The 16,702-nt window shown below is 57.6% G+C and carries 13 protein-coding genes; 3 read left to right on the top strand and 10 right to left on the bottom strand.

Annotated features, from left to right (window positions below; all coding sequences use genetic code 11):
- The first annotated feature begins 127 nt into the window (after positions 1–127).
- Positions 128–1,120: an acrylyl-CoA reductase family protein gene (locus tag H7B67_RS24265; protein WP_185122469.1), complete on the top strand. Its 993-nt coding sequence runs from the start codon at positions 128–130 to the stop codon at positions 1,118–1,120.
- A 66-nt stretch (positions 1,121–1,186) separates the two neighbouring features.
- Here H7B67_RS24265 and H7B67_RS24270 read toward each other — a convergent pair whose 3' ends face one another.
- From H7B67_RS24270 to H7B67_RS24305, 8 genes are all read right to left on the bottom strand, one after another.
- Positions 1,187–1,870 carry a queuosine precursor transporter gene (locus tag H7B67_RS24270; protein ID WP_185122470.1) on the bottom strand — a complete coding sequence of 228 codons (684 nt, stop codon included), beginning with the start codon at positions 1,868–1,870 and terminating at the stop codon, positions 1,187–1,189.
- Between the two features lie 101 nt (positions 1,871–1,971).
- The gene (locus H7B67_RS24275) at positions 1,972–2,997 is read right to left on the bottom strand and encodes a DUF4179 domain-containing protein (protein WP_185122471.1); all 1,026 of its coding nucleotides are present in this window, start codon (positions 2,995–2,997) and stop codon (positions 1,972–1,974) included.
- Positions 2,966–3,487, bottom strand: coding sequence for an RNA polymerase sigma factor (locus H7B67_RS24280; protein ID WP_185122472.1), 522 nt, complete (start codon positions 3,485–3,487; stop codon positions 2,966–2,968). Before H7B67_RS24280 ends, H7B67_RS24275 begins: the two co-directional genes overlap by 32 nt.
- 107 nt (positions 3,488–3,594) lie before the next feature.
- On the bottom strand, positions 3,595–3,753 hold the full coding sequence (locus H7B67_RS24285; protein WP_185122473.1) for a hypothetical protein: 159 nt from the start codon (positions 3,751–3,753) through the stop codon (positions 3,595–3,597).
- 96 nt (positions 3,754–3,849) lie between these two features.
- Complete coding sequence (locus H7B67_RS24290) at positions 3,850–4,080, bottom strand: hypothetical protein (protein ID WP_185122474.1); 231 nt, start codon at positions 4,078–4,080, stop codon at positions 3,850–3,852.
- Entirely contained in the window at positions 4,067–5,233 is a 1,167-nt protein-coding gene (locus H7B67_RS24295; protein WP_185122475.1) for a hypothetical protein, read from the bottom strand. The genes H7B67_RS24290 and H7B67_RS24295 overlap by 14 nt, the downstream gene beginning before the upstream one ends.
- Before the next feature lie 109 nt (positions 5,234–5,342).
- On the bottom strand, positions 5,343–6,296 hold the full coding sequence (locus H7B67_RS24300; protein WP_185122476.1) for an ROK family protein: 954 nt from the start codon (positions 6,294–6,296) through the stop codon (positions 5,343–5,345).
- Positions 6,297–6,326: 30 nt separating this feature from the next.
- On the bottom strand, positions 6,327–7,520 hold the full coding sequence (locus tag H7B67_RS24305) for an ROK family transcriptional regulator (protein ID WP_185122477.1): 1,194 nt from the start codon (positions 7,518–7,520) through the stop codon (positions 6,327–6,329).
- 245 nt (positions 7,521–7,765) lie between these two features.
- On the opposite strand from H7B67_RS24305, the gene H7B67_RS24310 reads away from it, so the two are divergent.
- The gene (locus H7B67_RS24310) at positions 7,766–8,989 is read left to right on the top strand and encodes a WD40/YVTN/BNR-like repeat-containing protein (RefSeq protein WP_185122478.1); all 1,224 of its coding nucleotides are present in this window, start codon (positions 7,766–7,768) and stop codon (positions 8,987–8,989) included.
- Positions 8,990–9,536: 547 nt separating this feature from the next.
- Here the strand turns inward: H7B67_RS24310 and H7B67_RS24315 are convergent.
- Complete coding sequence (locus tag H7B67_RS24315) at positions 9,537–12,923, bottom strand: S-layer homology domain-containing protein (protein WP_185122479.1); 3,387 nt, start codon at positions 12,921–12,923, stop codon at positions 9,537–9,539.
- A 168-nt stretch (positions 12,924–13,091) separates the two neighbouring features.
- On the opposite strand from H7B67_RS24315, the gene H7B67_RS24320 reads away from it, so the two are divergent.
- A complete protein-coding gene (locus H7B67_RS24320; protein ID WP_185122480.1) occupies positions 13,092–15,665 on the top strand; it encodes a winged helix-turn-helix domain-containing protein in 2,574 nt (857 codons plus the stop codon).
- A gap of 32 nt (positions 15,666–15,697) precedes the next feature.
- Here H7B67_RS24320 and H7B67_RS24325 read toward each other — a convergent pair whose 3' ends face one another.
- Positions 15,698–16,606 carry an ArsR/SmtB family transcription factor gene (locus H7B67_RS24325; RefSeq protein ID WP_425489478.1) on the bottom strand — a complete coding sequence of 303 codons (909 nt, stop codon included), beginning with the start codon at positions 16,604–16,606 and terminating at the stop codon, positions 15,698–15,700.
- Between the last annotated feature and the right edge of the window lie 96 nt (positions 16,607–16,702).

Consider the following 16,702-nt stretch of genomic DNA (forward strand, 5'->3'; position numbering starts at 1 on the left):
AGTTTAGAATCGGTATCCTCATTCGTCAACCGTCAATCTGTAAGAGGATTGGGAGCTTGTCTTGGAAAATCGAGCGGGCGAGAGTATGATGAGGTTGACTTCAGTAACGAGAGAGGAGCGGTTATCGATGGATCGCTATCATGCCTTAACGATCGATTGGCAGGACTCCGCGCTGACATCGGAGGTTCGGGAGTATCGTCCCGATCAGCTCCCGGAAGGCGAGGTCACCATAAGGGTCGCCTACTCCGGAGTAAACTACAAGGATGGACTGGCCAGCGTCCCGGACGGCAAAGTCGTCCGCGGCTACCCGCACATCCCCGGCATCGACCTGGCGGGCACCGTAATCGCTTCTTCGGATTCGCGGTTTCGCGAGGAGGACGAAGTACTCGTCACGGGCTACGGCCTCGGCGTGTCCCATCCCGGCGGCTTCAGCCAGATGGCCCGGGTGCCGGCGGATTGGGTCGTTCCGTTGCCGAAGGGATTGACCGCCTTCGAAGCCATGGCGCTCGGAACCGCTGGCTTCACTGCGGCGCTCTCCATCCTTCGCCTGGAGGAGAACGGCCTTCGCGCGGGCCAAGGCCCCGTTCTGGTCGGCGGAGCGACCGGCGGCGTCGGAAGCTGGGCGGTCGCGCTGCTCGCGCGATCCGGGTATACGGTCGTCGCCAGCACCCGCAAGAGCGAGGAAGCCGGCTTCCTGAAGGAGCTCGGAGCGGCCGAGGTCGTCTCGCCCGAGGAGCTCCTGCTTCCTAACGGGCGGCCGCTCGGCTCCGAGAAGTGGGCGGCCGCGGTGGATCCGGTCGGAGGGAGCTACCTGCCCTCCCTGCTCGGGACGATCCGCTACGGAGGAGCGATCGCGCTCAGCGGCTTGACGGGAGGCGCCTCGTTCGAGGGCAGCGTCATGCCGTTTATTCTTCGCGGCGTCAGCCTGCTCGGCATCGATTCGGTGCAGTGCCCGATGGACAAACGGCTCGCGGTATGGAAGAGGCTCGGGGAAGAGTGGAAGCCCGGACCGCTGGCCGAACTTATCACGCATCGCATCGTCCTGGACGAGCTTCCGGGCGAGCTGCGCCGCATTCTGCAGGGGCAGGCGAGAGGGCGAGCCGTCGTCTCCCTGCTTTAATACCGCCGCAAGAACGCCGAACGCCCCGAGGTCCGCTGTCGATGCGGCTCGGGGCGCTGCTCTTGCTTACGACTCTTCTTTGAACTTGAAGCTTCTCGCGATATAAATGATCGGCGTGGAAGCGACCGAGATCACGAACTTAAGCACGTAGGTCGTCAGGGCGATCTCGCACCATACCGTCCACGAGTACTCGCCGATGAAGGCGATCGAGGTGAAGACGAGCGTATCGACCAACTGGCTTAGGGCGGTGCTGCCGTTGTTGCGGATCCACAGCTGCCCGCGTCCGGGAAAGGCCTGCTTCAGCTTGCTGAATATCTTGACGTCGAGGAATTGGCTGATAAAGTAAGCCGCCAAGCTTCCGAGCGCGATTCTCGGCATCAGGCCGAAGATCGTCTCGAGCGACTCCTGGGAGAAGTCCTCCGCGCCGGGCTCGAACTTGAGCACCATCTGCATCATGATCAGCGACATCAGCATCGTGAAGAAACCGAACCATACCGCCTTCCTCGCTTCCTTCTCGCCGTATTTCTCGTTCAGCAAGTCGGACGTGAGATAGATGGTCGTGTAAATCGTGTTGCCAAGGGTCATCGCGATGCCGAACATCTCGATGCTCTTGACCACCTGAACGTTGGCCAGAACCGTCGCGGCTCCGATCCAGGCGTACAAGCCGTTTTTGCCCAGCATGCGGTAGCAGGCCAGGAACAGGGCGAAGTTGACGATGACGAACAGCACGCCCCAAAGGAAATTAAACATGCCGAATAACCCTCCTAGTTTTGATAACGCGGGATGTTTACGAACCGCGGTCCGTCTTCTGCGGACAATGGATTGAATTATATCACAGATCGGCGATCCGTCTAGCCCCCGACCGGAACGACCGCGCCGAAGAATTCGAGCGATTCGATCCGCCGAGGATCGATAATCGGCAGGAACGGCTTGACTATCATGATGTCGCCAAGAGTTGGATGCCCTTGCGCCATGCCCGCGAAGATAGTCGTCGTCTCCGACGTTCCGTTCTTATAATGGATCGTGATCGGGAAGTCATCGGAAGAACGGCCGTCCGGACCCGTTTGTCCTCCTGATCGCCTTGCCGCCTCCCAAATCTCCTCTATCGAATCGCTGCGGACGAATACGGTTATCGAGATCGGAGAGACCGAGAGCGCTTCAAGCGTCGCCTTACGCCCGTACATCTCGATCGCCCGGTTAGCCTCGTACCGCTTCGAATAATCCTTATAATCCAGCTTGAACGACGTCTGCCACTTGCCCGTCAGAATCTTCTCGTACTCGTCCGGATAGGGATCGGCCTCCTCCAAATTCTCTATGGTCAGATCCGCCTCTTGCCCCGCTTGAATGCGATTCGTCGATAAGCTCATGACCAGGCTGATCTTGTTGTCCCTCGGATCGTCATCCTCCAGCAGGTCGAAGCCGGAGCCGTAAGAGTCGAGCCCTTCCGTGTCCAAAGATCCGTGGAATCGGTATCTCGCCTTGTCCAGGACCATTCCTTCGGGAGCAACAAAATCCATCAGGATATAAAGCAGGTTGCTGTCGCCCATGATCTGCTTGACGACGAGCGTTCCGTTCTCGTTGGATACGGTCTTGTCGACGACATAGGCTCCGTTAGCCAGATATCGCTCCTGTTCGCCGCCCGACAAGCCCAGGTACTTCAGCCATTTCGCGTCCAGCCCGAGGTAAGCCGCCGAGTAAGCCGACGTGGCGAACAGGCAAACGATCGCCGCTGCGGCCAGAAAAACAGGCTTAAGAGGACGTCCGACGCTTCTGCGATCGTTCCTGCTCTTGGCCGTTATTCGGGAGAGCAGCTTCTCCTTGTGCTCCTCCGTCGGCGTCAACGCTTCAAACAGTCCCTTCAGATCGCGTTCTTCCAATCCAATCCCCTCCGATCTCTTGGCGAAGGCGTTCGCGCCCCTTGGCCAGCTGCGTTTGAATCGTGCTTTCCTTGCGCTTCAGAAGGCCGGCCAGCTCTCGGACGGAATACCCCTCGTAATAGTACAGATACAAAACCGTCTTGTATTTCTCGGGCAGCAAAAGCAGCTTGGACAGCAGCTCGCTTTGCTCGCGATCGTCCCAATGCTTCGCCTCCGGCAGCTCCTTCACGTCTACCCTTCGGGATCTCCACCAGCTTTTCAGCATATCCTTGCAGTGGTTTTTCGCGGCGACGATCAGCCATGCCCGCTCATGCTCCCGGTCGTTGAACGTCCGGTTATCCTTCAGCACCTTCAGAAAAATCGACTGAACCGCATCGTCCGCGTCCGCCGAATTCCGGAGGAGGAGATAGCACAGCCTGTAGACCGTGTCCGCATTGCGCCCGTACAGCTCCGCGAAAGCGCCCGTTTGCTCCGGGGAAAAGTTGTCCATCTGATCACCACCTATCTATAACACGATCGAGAGCTCCCAAAAATCCTATCTTAGCCGAAAAAAAAGAACCCGGCGAGAAGTCTCGCTCGGATTCCCGGGCAGGCGTCCTACAGGCGCCTCTTTTCCTCTTTGTTTTTCTTTTCGTAGTTTTTGAAAATCGCGTCCATTTCGCGCTCGACGGTTTCTCTTTTCTCTTTGGAGGTCGGGAAAGCATTCTCTCCTAACCGGAATCTTCCTCGAACCACTTTGCCCTTGGAATCCTTCAACGCTATCAGCCCCTAATTGCTAATAGCAGTAGTGTTGCCTATTCTATTCGATCTAAACGTAAAAAAGGAGCCTGTCCGGCTCCTTGAAAGTCTCTATTATCCAACGATGCCGATATTGATTAACCGTCGAATATTGCTCTCCTGCTTCGAGAGCGATTGTTCGAAATCCTCTTTGAGTTCCTTGGTCCGGGACTCTTCGATCGCCATGATCGCGAATGCGCTAAGCGAATGCCTCTTCTCAAGCTCTTCGATCTCCTTGCTGATGGCTTGCAGGCGTTCGCTGCTTGCTACGAGTCCATTAAGCCGGCGTTCTTTAAATCGAGCCATGAAGAGTCCCTCCTCTATCGATAAGTCCTCGGTCTTCTAATAGGATACAAATTCCCCTAATATAACGATACATTTCTTTCGTATTGATTATATCATTCATTCCCTTGAATGTGGAGTCATAGTGAAAGTTGTAAACAAGGACTCTCTTGGAAGGAAGCTCGATCCAATAACTTGCTACCGTTCTCCCTTCTCTATCGCTGGTTGCATATTCGATAGTATTGGAACCTCGTACCAGCTTAACGGACGAGTAATGCTGATAGTCGGGATCGTGAATGTCGATCCGGCTTGGCGTCTCCGTCGTTCCTTGTTCGCAAACTCGAATCAGATAGGGATCTTCATATTCGAACAACGAGAAGTCGGAGACGACCCGAAGGTCTCCGTATCCGAATAAGGAATCGCCGGATCGCAGCCGATACAGCGTGCTGATCGCCGAATTGAATCCTTCTTCGTTTGCTTTGGATAACCGTAAAAGCTTGCCGCTATATTCCTTCAGTTTATCGATGTCTTCTTCCGCTTTTTTCAATTGCCGGGCTAGCTGATCTTGCGTCTTCTCATAATGCTCGATAAGCTTGTCCGATTTTTCATGCAGCTTTTCATGCTCGGCAACGACGACGTCCAAGGCGTTCTCCCGGTACATCAGGTGAACAAGCTCCTTGACGTCTTTAAAGGTGAGCTTCGTCTCCCTAAAGTAGGGAAGAAACATCAGATACTCTTGTTTTCTAAAGAGCTTGTACGCATTGGAGTTAAAATAAGGATCCGTTAACGTAAGCATGCGCGCCAGATTGGCATACAAAGAAATAATCAAGGATAACGCGACCGGCGCGTACGCCAACAACGATCCCCATATCGGCAAATGGAAGTCGAACGCGGAATGGGCGGATATGGCTCCTATAAGCAACAAAACCGTAACGACTTTCTGCCAAATGCCGGAGAGGGCGTTCAGGATGCCCGATGCGCCTTCTTCGGACATCTTCTCGTACTTGGCTCCGAACAGAGACCGCAATAGCCATATGCCGACCCAACCCTGGGGTTCGCTGTACCGGTCGCGAGCCTTCTCCAACGGCGGGTCGAATTTTCTTTGGATGGCCGATAACCACACGACCAACACGTTGCGATCCGGACTTTCTTGGTCCGGCTGCAGCTCTTCCGGCATTGGACATCCTCCCTTCGCCTTTCCTATTGTACCCAGGTAAAGTTATCCATGTCCATCTTGAATCGAGCCGTAAAAAAAAGCCCGCGAAGGGGCTCTGCGATTAAGGATATCAGTACGAACGAAGCATAAGAGCCGCGCCGATCGCGCCGGCTTGCGCGCCGAGCTTCGGAGAGACGAACTTCACGCCGCGTCTCATCGGCTCGATGGCATGCGCCTCCAAATACTCGTGCATCGGCCCGAGCAACGGCTCGCCGATATGAGAGGCCCCTCCGCCAAGAATAACGACCTCCGGATTCGCGATGTGGATCGCGCTCACGATTCCCGCGCCCAGCGCGCGCCCCGCACTGCGCAGAACCTCCTGCGCGAGCTCGTCGCCCTGCTTGGCCGCATCGCCGACATGCCGCGAATTGATCCTCGCGGCGTCCCCGCCGGCGAGCTCGATCAGCTTCTTGCCGCGGGCCGGATCGGCCGCCGCGGCCTTCGACGCCTCGCGGCCGATCGCGGTGCCGGACGCGTACAGCTCCAGGCAGCCGGCGTTGCCGCACAGGCACTTCGGCCCCTGCCAGTCGATCGTGATGTGGCCGAGCTCCGCCGCGCTCGCATTGCGTCCGCGCATCAGCTTGCCGTCGCAGATGACGCCGCTTCCGATCCCCGTCGAGACGGTAATAAATACGCAGTTGCGCGAGCCGATGCCGGCCCCGGCCTTCCATTCGCCGACCGCCGCCGCGTTCGCGTCGTTGTCGACGGTGACCTTCACGCCGAGCAGGCGCTCCAACTCGCCGCCGAGCGGCACGTTCGTCCAGCCCAGGTTCGACGCGTACTCGACCATTCCGGTGTCCGGATCGAGCGTCCCCGCCGTCGCCACTCCGGCTCCGAGCAGCGAATAGTTGCCTTGGGCAAGAGCGGTCACCATATCCGCCATCGTGGCGATGATCGCCTCGGGACCTCTGGACGCTTCGGTCGCCCGTTCCTCGGACGCCAGCACCTTTCCTTCTTCATCTACGATTACCGCGAGAATCTTGGTTCCGCCCAGATCGATTCCGGCGTAAGCTTGCGTCAACATGGTCCCGTTCCTCCTCATTCGTTCCCTCTGTCAGTTAAGACGGGGCATTCCGAAAATCTGCTTAAGCATCAAAGCCGCCGCTCCATGCAGCGGTCCCTCTTCCCCATGCGAGGCAAGGAGAAGGCGGTCGTTCGACAGCGGAACCGCGAACGGCGCCCTCTCGAGCTCTTCCCCTATTCGCCGCATGAACAGCGAAGAGCCGTTCGGCCAACCCGCGAGCGCAACGACCTCCGGGCTGATAAGATTGACCGCGATCGCGATCGTCTGCGCGGCCAGAGGGGCGAGCCGCTCGAACAGCTCCCGGAATTCTCCCGTTCCCCCCGAAGCCTCATAACGGGCGACGACCTCCTCTGCCGATTCCGGAACCGGCAGCCCGAGCGACCGCGCTTCCTTCTTGCCTTCCTCCAGAACGACCGGGGAAGCGAGCTCGGTCTCGATGCAGCCGCGCTTGCCGCAGGAGCAGAGCTTGCCGCCGCGAATAAGGGGAATGTGCCCGATCTCCCCCGCTCCGCCCTTATAGCCCCCGAAGATCTGCCCGTTCAGAATCAAGCCCGAACCGACTCCTCCGCCGAAATAAAGATACAGCAGATGGTTCTTGCCCTTACCTGCGCCGTCATAATACTCCGCGAAAGCAGCCGCGTTGGAATCGTTCAAGATCCGGATCGGAATCCCCGGGTAACGCTCTTCCAGCATGGATCTTAGCCGAAGCTCGCTAAGCTTCAAATGAACGGAATACGTCAGCGTCTCTCCCGCTTCGTCGACGATCCCCGGAGCCGATATGCCGATGCCCTTCATTTCCCCGGCTTCCAGCTCCCGAGCCTTGTCCTCGCAATGAAGGATCGCTTCGCGAATCATTCGCGCGATCTCTTCGTTCCCCGTCCCTATCCCGCTTCGGAAGCCGGCAAGGCGGCCTCCGCGCAAATCCATCATGGAATAAGCAAGCCTTTCGTTGCTTAAGGATAAACCCACGACGTACCCGCCTCTACGGTTAATCCGCAGAGCGATCGCGCGCCTGCCCGCTCCGGAGGCCGGCCTCTCTCCTACCTCCTCCACCATGCGAGCGGCGAGCAGCTCTTCGACCAGCGAAGACACCGTCGTCGCGCTCAGCTTGGTCATCGCGGCCAGTTCCGTCCTCGACAGCATCCCATGACGATGGAGCACGCTCAGGATGGCGGCGCTATTGATCTCTTTGAGCAGTTGCTGATTTCCTTTTAATCCGGGCATGCCGCACCCTCTCGGAGCCTTTTCCCCCTATCCTAGCACAGATTAATCCAGTGGACAAATTAATTACCTTAAATATGGAAAACGCTCCTCCATCGATATCCATTAAGCCTCTTGGGTAAATTTGATATACGACGCTTTGCTGCACCGCTTCCGTATTTCTATCGCTAGCAACCTGCTGCGAATCCCGAACGTCTAATCGATATGCGCACACGAAAAACGACATCTTGCAAAGGCGGTGCTCGATCATGATTTTGCGAAAATCAACTCTCCGAGGCGGCTTGCTTCTGCTGCTTGCTTCCCTGCTGATACTATCCGGATGCACGGGCTCGGGCTCGAGCTCAAGCTCGAACTCGAGCGGCGGCGAACCTTCGCCCTCCGGCTCTCCTTCCGCGGGCTCGTCTCCCTCGTCCTCCCCTTCGGCCGCTCCTTCCGTTCCTCCGGCTTCGACGGCTCCCGCTTCTTCCGAAGCTCCCGCGGTCTCGATGGCGCAGGCGACAGCCCTCCGGCTGGCGGACGAGAAGATCGGCTGGGCGGGCGGCGACGGCTGGATCGCCCGAACCGACGACGGCGGCAAGAGCTGGCGGGCGCAGTATTCGAAGCCTTATCCGGTCGTCCAGCTGTTCGCGCTGAACGACAAGAAAGTGTGGGCGACGCTGGACATCGGAAGCTCCAAGGGACTTCAGCTGATCCGTTCGACGGACGGCGGGGATAGCTGGAGCGAGGTAGGCGTCGTGCCGAACCGCGGCTTCCTTCACTTCCTGAACGACAACGACGCCTTTATCGGCAACGCGCGGTCGAAGGACGGGGGAGCGACTTGGATTCAGTTGAAGACGCCGGAGAACCTGGTCGGAGACGCGTATTTCCATGACCTTAACAACGGCTGGGCCGTGCAAACAAGCAGCGGGAAGTTCGCGTTCCTCCATAGCGCGGACGGAGGGAAGACGTGGGAGACCGTCATGAGCCGCGCCACGGAGGTCGAGCCGACGAACGCCATCATTCGCTCCACGGGCAAGAACGACGCCTGGATCGAGCTCGTCGGGGATTCGGGCATGTCCCAAACCTCGTACAGCTTGTTCCACACCGAAGACGGAGGGAAAACCTGGCTTCCGGCGGTCGCGAAGAATACGGCCGGAGCCGGTCCCGCTCCAGGCTTCTCGGTGGACGACAAGGCGAACTCCGAAGGAACGGGCTCGCGCCCGGGTCAGCTGTATGTGGTCAATCCGTCCACGGCCTTCATGGGCGGAGATTGCCCCGCATGCGACGCTCCAAAGACAATCATGACGACGACGGACGGAGGGCGCAGCTGGACGCCTAGCAAGCAGGAGTTCCCGGGCTACGGCGAAGGCCTTATCGGCGCGACGGACGCGAAGCACGTCTGGCTCCTCGCGAACGACTCCGAAAAGTCGGCCGTCCTGTACACTTCGGGAGACGGCGGAGCAAGCTGGAGCAAGGTTCATAGCTTTGAGTGACTCCTTCCTCCATAGCCTCGGAAATAGAACGCTTTGTACACAAACTAAATCGATGGCATTAAAGGGACGCTCGAGGCTGGTAAATAGGATTCACCCCGCCTTCAAGCAGGTTAGCCGCCGTTCTAACGGACCTACAGTCCGTTAAAACGGCGATATGGCCTTTTAAAAATTTTAACGGACATAGGAAACCCTTAGATGGGTAAAAACCCCTTTTTAAGGCCATCTCCGTAGGCTAACGGACTACATGTCCGTTACATTTTCAGAAGGCTATAAATCAGTGTTTAAGAGTCACGAATGTCCGTTAGCCGAACCCTGAGTGTATTCAAGATGGTGGGTTTCTCGACAATCTGGAAACCACCGGCTATGTCGGTGGCTTCATCAGCCACTTTGAATAGGTGCTTAAATCCAAAACGTTAATCAAGGGTAGTAAGAATGGCTCCCTTGCTATTATTGAGTGTCTAGAAAATATAGCGATAATCTGGGGGCACCTAATAAAAGAAGGCTGCCCCTTCTCCGCACACAGGCGGATGGGACAGCCTTTATGAATTTATGACAGCGGCGCAACGATTATCGTGAATCGTATTGTCGTCGTATTCCCGCCAGCATCCGTGACGGTCAGTACGTACTCGCCGTTCTCGCTTAGCTGCGTGCCGAGCTCGTAATCTGGGACGACAATGTCATCCTTGGTTAACGTGACCGACTCTACGTCGTTCTCGCCGTATAGATACGGCGTTACGGCATACGAGAAAACCTCGCCGTCGTAGACGCCTTCTATGGCTGGCGCCATGTCTACCAGAACGACATTCGACACCCCGTCATACTTGCCTCCGTAAACCTCCATCTGCAAATGGACGGTCGCGCCCCTGGCAAATGAAGGCCATAGCTCCAGCGTCCACTTGCCCGTCACATCGTCCAAAACTCCTTCTTCCAAATCCGGATAGGTGTAATGACTCCAAGGAGAATCCTCGTCAACCGGAACATCGGCACCATATCCGACTACTAAGCCGCTTGCCCCAGTAGGGTAAGTGAATCCGATGGTTACGCTATCGCTTGTCGTGGAGATGACCTCCAAGTCGGAGAGAGGTCCGATGTAGTTCGCCTCCAGCGGGATATCGATTTCTCGCATCCGGTACAAGGCGTTCTCTTCTTCCGGTGCATCGGCATCCGCGATCCAAACATTGACCTTTACGTTCTTCGGATCGGTAAACTGCCCCAGGTAGATCCCATAGCCAACGAAGGTGTCCCATCCTTGTGATAGAGTATAGGGGTAGTTTACGATCTGGCCTGTTTCCCAATCATAAACCTCAGGGAAATATCCGACGAAATCGTCGCTTTCGCCCACTCGGTGCAAGGTGAAATAGTCGTTACCATCGTTATAAGAGCCGCTGATCGTATCTCCATCGAAGTTCGGAACGTTCACTCGGACCCCGTTAATCACGTTGTCGATAGTGTCGCCCGTATTCGTGACATGAATGTCAAGGGTGAGCTCCGCATCTTCCATCCTGATAGAAGCGAGATCCGGGATGATCTGTACCGGAAGATCGAGCTCGAAGCTTACGACCGTACTGTGGTTCCCCTTGTCGGATACTGTCAGTACGTAGTCGCCGTTCTCCGAGATCTCGTCGCCCAGCTCGTAACCTTCGACGATTGCCTCGTCCTTCGTCAGCTCGACGCTCGCGATATCTTCGTCCGAGCTAGTCGGAATTACCGCGACAGTGTAGGTCTTTCCATCTTCGACCCCGGTGATAACGGGCGCCAGGTCCGGTGGCGGGATGTTCACGATAAAGCTCACCACCGTCGAATGACCGCCCAAGTCAGTTACCGTAAGCTCGAAGTTGCCATTCTCCGAGATTAGGTCGCCCAGCTCGTAACCTTCAACGATTGCCTCGTCCTTCGTCAGCTCGACGCTCGCGATATCTTCGTCCGCGCTAGTCGGAGTTACTGCAACCGTGTAGGTTTCTCCGTCTTCGACTCCGGCAATAACTGGAGCCAAATCCGGCTGCGGGATATTTACGATGAAGCTCACCACCGTGGCATGACCGCCCAAGTCAGTTACCGTAAGCACATAGCTGCCATTCTCCGAGATTAGGTCGCCCAGCTCGTAGCCATCGACGATTGCCTCGTCCTTCGTCAGCTCGACGCTCGCGATATCTTCGTCCGCGCTAGTCGGAGTTACTGCAACCGTGTAGGTTTCTCCGTCTTCGACTCCGGCAATAACTGGAGCCAAATCCGGCGGCGGGATATTTACGATGAAGCTCACCACCGTGGCATGACCGCCCAAGTCAGTTACCGTAAGCACATAGCTGCCATTCTCCGAGATCTCGTCGCCCAGCTCGTAGCCTTCCACGATTGCCTCGTCCTTCGTCAGCTCGACGCTCGCGATATCTTCGTCCGAGCTAGACGGCGTTACTGCAACCGTGTAGGTCTTACCATTCTCGACTCCGGTAACAACAGGAGCCAGGTCCGGAGCCGGGATGTTTACGATGAAGCTCACCACTGTGCTGTTGCGACCCAAGTCGGTCACCGTCAGTACGTAGCTGCCGTTCTCTGCAATCTCGTCGCCGAGCTTGTAGCCTGCTACCGTCGCGCCGTCCTTCGCAAGGGTGACGCTGGCGATATCCGCGTCGGCGCTGGCCGGCGTAACCGCGGAGGTATACGTCTTGCCGTACACGACTCCGGTAACGGTCGGAGCGGCATCGATGACAGGACCGCCGCCGCTACTACCGCCGGGAATCACCGTACCGATGAAATACTGAATGCCGTCCGCAGCCTCGATGTTCTGCGGCTTAGAATCGAACGAAATCCCCGATACGTACAGGCGGGCGTTGACGATAACCCCTTGCCCGGTCACCTTGACGACCGCGCGGACGATAAACGTCTCTACCTTGGCTCCGGTTTCGACGACGAACGTCGCCATGCTGCGGAACTCGGCCGAAGCGATTTGGCTCGTGCCTTGCGCGAGAATCCGAATGCTGCTTCCCTCTTTGTTCACGAGCAGCGAAGCGATAATCGAGTCGATGAAGTGAACGCTGTTGGCGCCGCCGCCATAGACGAAGGTCTCCCCCTCTATGGTGACATGATCCAGCGTGACGTCGCCTTCGCCGACTTCCTTGGTTAGCGTCAGATCGCCTTTGATCGTAACGTTCCTAAGCGTAACTCCGCCGACCTGAATCGCGACATCGCCGGAGATAACCTCCTGTCCCGATTCCGGACCGTAGGTCCCCGCTTCGGAATAAACCTTATCCTCTTCCTGTTCAGCGACAGGAGCAAGCTTCTTCAGCCTATCCAAAGCGACGATCGCTTCGGCTCGCGTAATCGGGCTGATCGGCCGGAACGTTCCGTCCGTGAATCCGCCCATGATCTGAAGCCGCGCCACCGCCTTAACCGCTTCAAGGCTCCATGTCCCGATGGCGGAAGAATCGGCGAACCCGACGGATTCGCCTGCCGTCCCCGCGTAGGCGCCGAGCGGCTTCTTCGCCAGGCTCGCCAGCATGGCGGCGGTCTCCTGCCGGGTGACCGTCCGATTCGGACGAACGGTCCCGTCCGAATAGCCGGAGACATAGCCGGCTTGGACCGCGATCGCGATCTGATCGGCGTACCAAGCCGTCGCCTTCACGTCCGAGAACGCGATCGGACCGGCTTCCGTCAGGCCAAGCGCCCGATTGGCCAAAGTCATAAGCTCGGCGCGCGTAATCGTGCGGTCCGGATCGACCCGGCCTTGCTCGTCGCCGGTCAGCAGCCCTTCCTGGATCCAAGCCCGAAGAGTCGATTCCGCCCAGTGGCCCGAGATATCGCTGCCTATGGAGACGGACGACGGCGAGGCGACGGAGGAAGCGGACGCCGCATGGACCGGCTTGCCCGACCAACCGGACAACGCCAGCAGCAGCGCCATCGCGCCGATCCCCATTTTCCAACCTAATCTGCTAATCTTCATTGATAATCATCCCTCGATTTATAGAGTCCCTATATTCAAGAGGATGATATCGCACGGATCGCGTCGAAACGACTTACTTTCGTTAATTATATTGGTATATTTTTCGGCACCGTCCCCTAAATTGCGCTATATTGGAATCAAGAGAATCTACGAAAGCGGGGCTCACTTTTGCAAAGCCAAATCATCCTCCAGACCAAGATCAAGACGCCCGTTCCTCGCGCGGGAGGCGTTCGCCGGGAGCGGCTGCTCGACAGGCTGAACCGCTCGTCCGAGGGACGGTTAGCCTTCATCTGCGCCCCGGCCGGCTTCGGCAAAACGACGCTGGTCAGCCAGTGGGCCGAGCAAGCCTCCGCCGGAGTCGCTTGGTATTCGCTCGACGAGACGGATAACGACCTGATGAAATTTTGGCGATACGCGATTTATTCCCTCGCTCCTCTCCTGACGCCGGGGCTCGGGGAGCGGATCGACCCTTTGCTCCGGGCTTTTCCCAATGTCACGATTCACACGGTCCTGGACTTTCTTCTTCAAGAGCTGGAAGAGCGGGAAGAAGTCCCGATCGCGATCGTGCTCGACGATTACCATAGCATTACGGAAGCCTCGATCCACGACAGCGTAGGCTATCTGATCGAACGCTTGCCGGAGAAGGTCCGCCTCATCGTTGCCAGCCGATCCGAGATCCCGTTTCCGACGGCCAAATGGCGGGTTCGGGACCAATTGGTCGACATTAGGCCCGATCACTTATCGTTCACGGATGAGGAGATCCGCCGGTTTTACACGGATTCGGCCGGCCTCAGCCTGACGGACGAGCGGGTGAGCCTGCTTCAGAAATGGACCGAAGGATGGGCGGCGAGCCTGCAATTGATCGCTTTGACTCTTAAAGAGCACTCCGACCCCGATCGCTTCTTTAAGCAATACGAAGGAACCGACCGGAGCTTGATTCAATACTTGCTCGACGAGGTGTTCAGCGGGCTGCCGCGGGAGCTCCGACGTTTCTTGCTTAGAACCTCCATCCTCGAACGCCTGGACGCGGAGTCCTGCGACGCGCTGACGCTCGGCGGCGATGGGCGAGACATGCTGGAACGGCTGCAGAAGCTCAACCTGTTCCTGATCCCGCTGGACGACACGCAAGGCTGGTTCCGTTATCATCATCTGTTCTCGGCGTTCCTAAGGTCGCAACTGGAGAAGGACGAGCCGACCCTGCTTCCGGAGCTGCACCGGCTGGCGGCGAATCACTTCGCGGGACGGTCCTTGCTGGAGGAGGCGCTCGAGCATTCTCTGGAATGCCGGGATGAGGGAGGATTGTCCGTGCAATTGCTGGGGCTTCAGATCTCCTCCGTGCTGGAGAGAGGAGAATGGGGCACTCTGCTCCGGTGGATGCGCCGAATTCCCCGGGAGGCGCTGCCTTTCGGGCTGTCCCTTCTCTACGCTTTCACGCTGATCATCACCGGACAATTCGATGCGGCCGAGGAAGAACTGAGAAGGCTGGAGCGATTGACGCTGGAGGAGGAGCCCGGGGAGGAGCTTCGGGAGATGCAGAGCGGCTTGTTCTTTGCGAAAATCAACCTGGCGTTCTCCTCCGGCAACTACGAGCAATGGTACTCGTATGCCGACCGGATTCCGGATATGCTGCCCGAAAGCCCTCTGCTATACAAGTTCAACTACAACACGAACGAGCCGTTCGTGCGCAGAACGGCTTTCGGCTTAAAGGGCATGCAGAATTCCGAGACGGAAGCGATCGCGAAGCGAATCGTCGGGATCCTGGAGTCTCATGGCTGGGGACAAACGCTGTTCACCCAGTACATTCTGCAGTCCCTTGGCGAGGGCTACTACGAATGGAATCGGCTGGAGGACTGCGCCGGCTTGCTGAGGCGTATCGAGCCGATCGCCCGCAAGCATCGGATTGCCGGCCTGCTCGTTCCGAACCGCATCGCATACGCCCGCTATCTATCGGCGGAAGGACGGGTTAAGGAAGCCCTCGCCGCGGTTGACGATACGATCGAGCTTGTCTCGGAAGAGCTGGAGGAACCGAGATGGCTGAGCTGTCTCTACGCGCTTCGTGCTTATCTCCATCTGAGGGACGGGAACGCGGTCCAGGCCGAGAAGGCGCTCTCCCCGCTTAAGTTGTCCGCTCAGGACAAGCCTTCGCTTCCGAAGAATTGGGAATACGTAACCTATGCAAGGCTCCTTGGAGCGAAGCGCAAGGAGAAGGAGGCTCTAGGCCTGCTCGGAACGCTTAGCCGACTGAATCATCGCGAGAGCTGCATCGCGGGCATTGTCGATATTGCCTTGCTGCAGGCTCTGCTGAACGCGCAATGCGGCCTTCGCAGCTTGGCTTTCTCCCATCTGGAGGAAGCCCTCGAATACGGCTCGGCGAACGGCTATGTTCGCTCCTTCGTGGACGAGGGAGAGCCGATGCGTTCCTTGCTCATGCAGTTCAAGGAGCATTCGAGCCGCGGCGGGCAGGAAGGCAAGTGGGATTCGTATATCGAATCCCTCCTCGGCCGTTTCCCCCGGAAGGAGAAGCCGCTTCACGCTGCCGAGCTGCCGGAGCAGTTGAGCCGGAAGGAGATCGCCGTGCTGCTGGAAGCGGTCCGCGGAGCGGCTAACCGCGAGATCGCGGAGCGTCTGCATCTCACCGAGGGCACGGTCAAGGTGTACCTGAGCCGAATATACGGCAAGCTGGGCGTATCGACCCGAATCCAAGCCTTGAGGCGCGCCGAGGAGCTGCGCTTGTTCGAATGATATGAGGGAGGACGCTTAAGTCCTCCCTCTTCCTATTCCTCATAAACCCTGAACACGATATCCTGCGCATAGTTGCCGAACGCTTCGCCGTACAGGGTCAAGCCGCCGACGTGCTCGGCCTGCTCGGGTACCTCGAAGCGAATCGTCCAATCGTTTCGGGACAGCGGCACGTCCGACAGCGTAACCTCCGATACCTTCTGTCCGTCCACGTAGGTTCCGTCCTTGCGTATCCGGATCATTTTCAGCCAACCGTATTGATTCAGTTCGTTCTTCCACCAGGAGGGATTAAGCAGCCCTCTTCCGTCTCCGCTGTCGCCGGGGCTCGTCCAAATCCCGAGGAAAACTCCGTTCAGATAAAAGTGAATGTCGGAGGGCCAATGCTTGTTGATGGTAGGAGCCTCCGAGCCGATCTCCACGGACAGCTCGATCTCCTGGGGCGTCTGCCCGGCGATGAGATAATTCGGAATCCGATATTCGACGTAGCCCCGTCCGAACCAAAGTATCTGCGCGTTCATCCGCTCCGGCTCCAGGAAATAGCGCGGGTCGTCGAATTGGCCGATCAGCTTGTCGCGAGAAGCCAACCCGCAGGTCGGGAACACCTCGTAACGGGTGTAGTGGCCGACCGGAACCGACACTTCCTGTACGATCCGCCTCTCCGCCGCAGCCGTCGGAATAGGAAAAACAACCTCCACCCCGTCCGTCGCCAGGGAACACATCTTGTGGGTCCCTCCCTCCTTGCGCACCATCTGCGTTCGGATGAGCCCGCCTTCCTCCAGCTTGCGAATGTGCATCGTCATGATCGGGGCGCTCAGCTTCATCGCTTGCGCCAGCTCCTTGACGTTCATCTCCCGAATCGCCAGCAGCTCCAGCACGCCCAAGCGAACTTCGCTCGCCAGTGCTTCGTAGGTAGGGAGCCACTTGCGCTCCGTGTTCGAATGAATAATGGGTAACCCCTCCGTCTCTCTAAGCAAAAAAAACGTTTACAAATTCATGCGGCTCATGTTAAATATAGTTAGTAATGGTTTTGTAATTCGATT

It is taken from the genome of Cohnella thailandensis (assembly GCF_014212135.1).
Taxonomy (GTDB): Bacteria; Bacillota; Bacilli; order Paenibacillales; family Paenibacillaceae; genus Cohnella; species Cohnella thailandensis.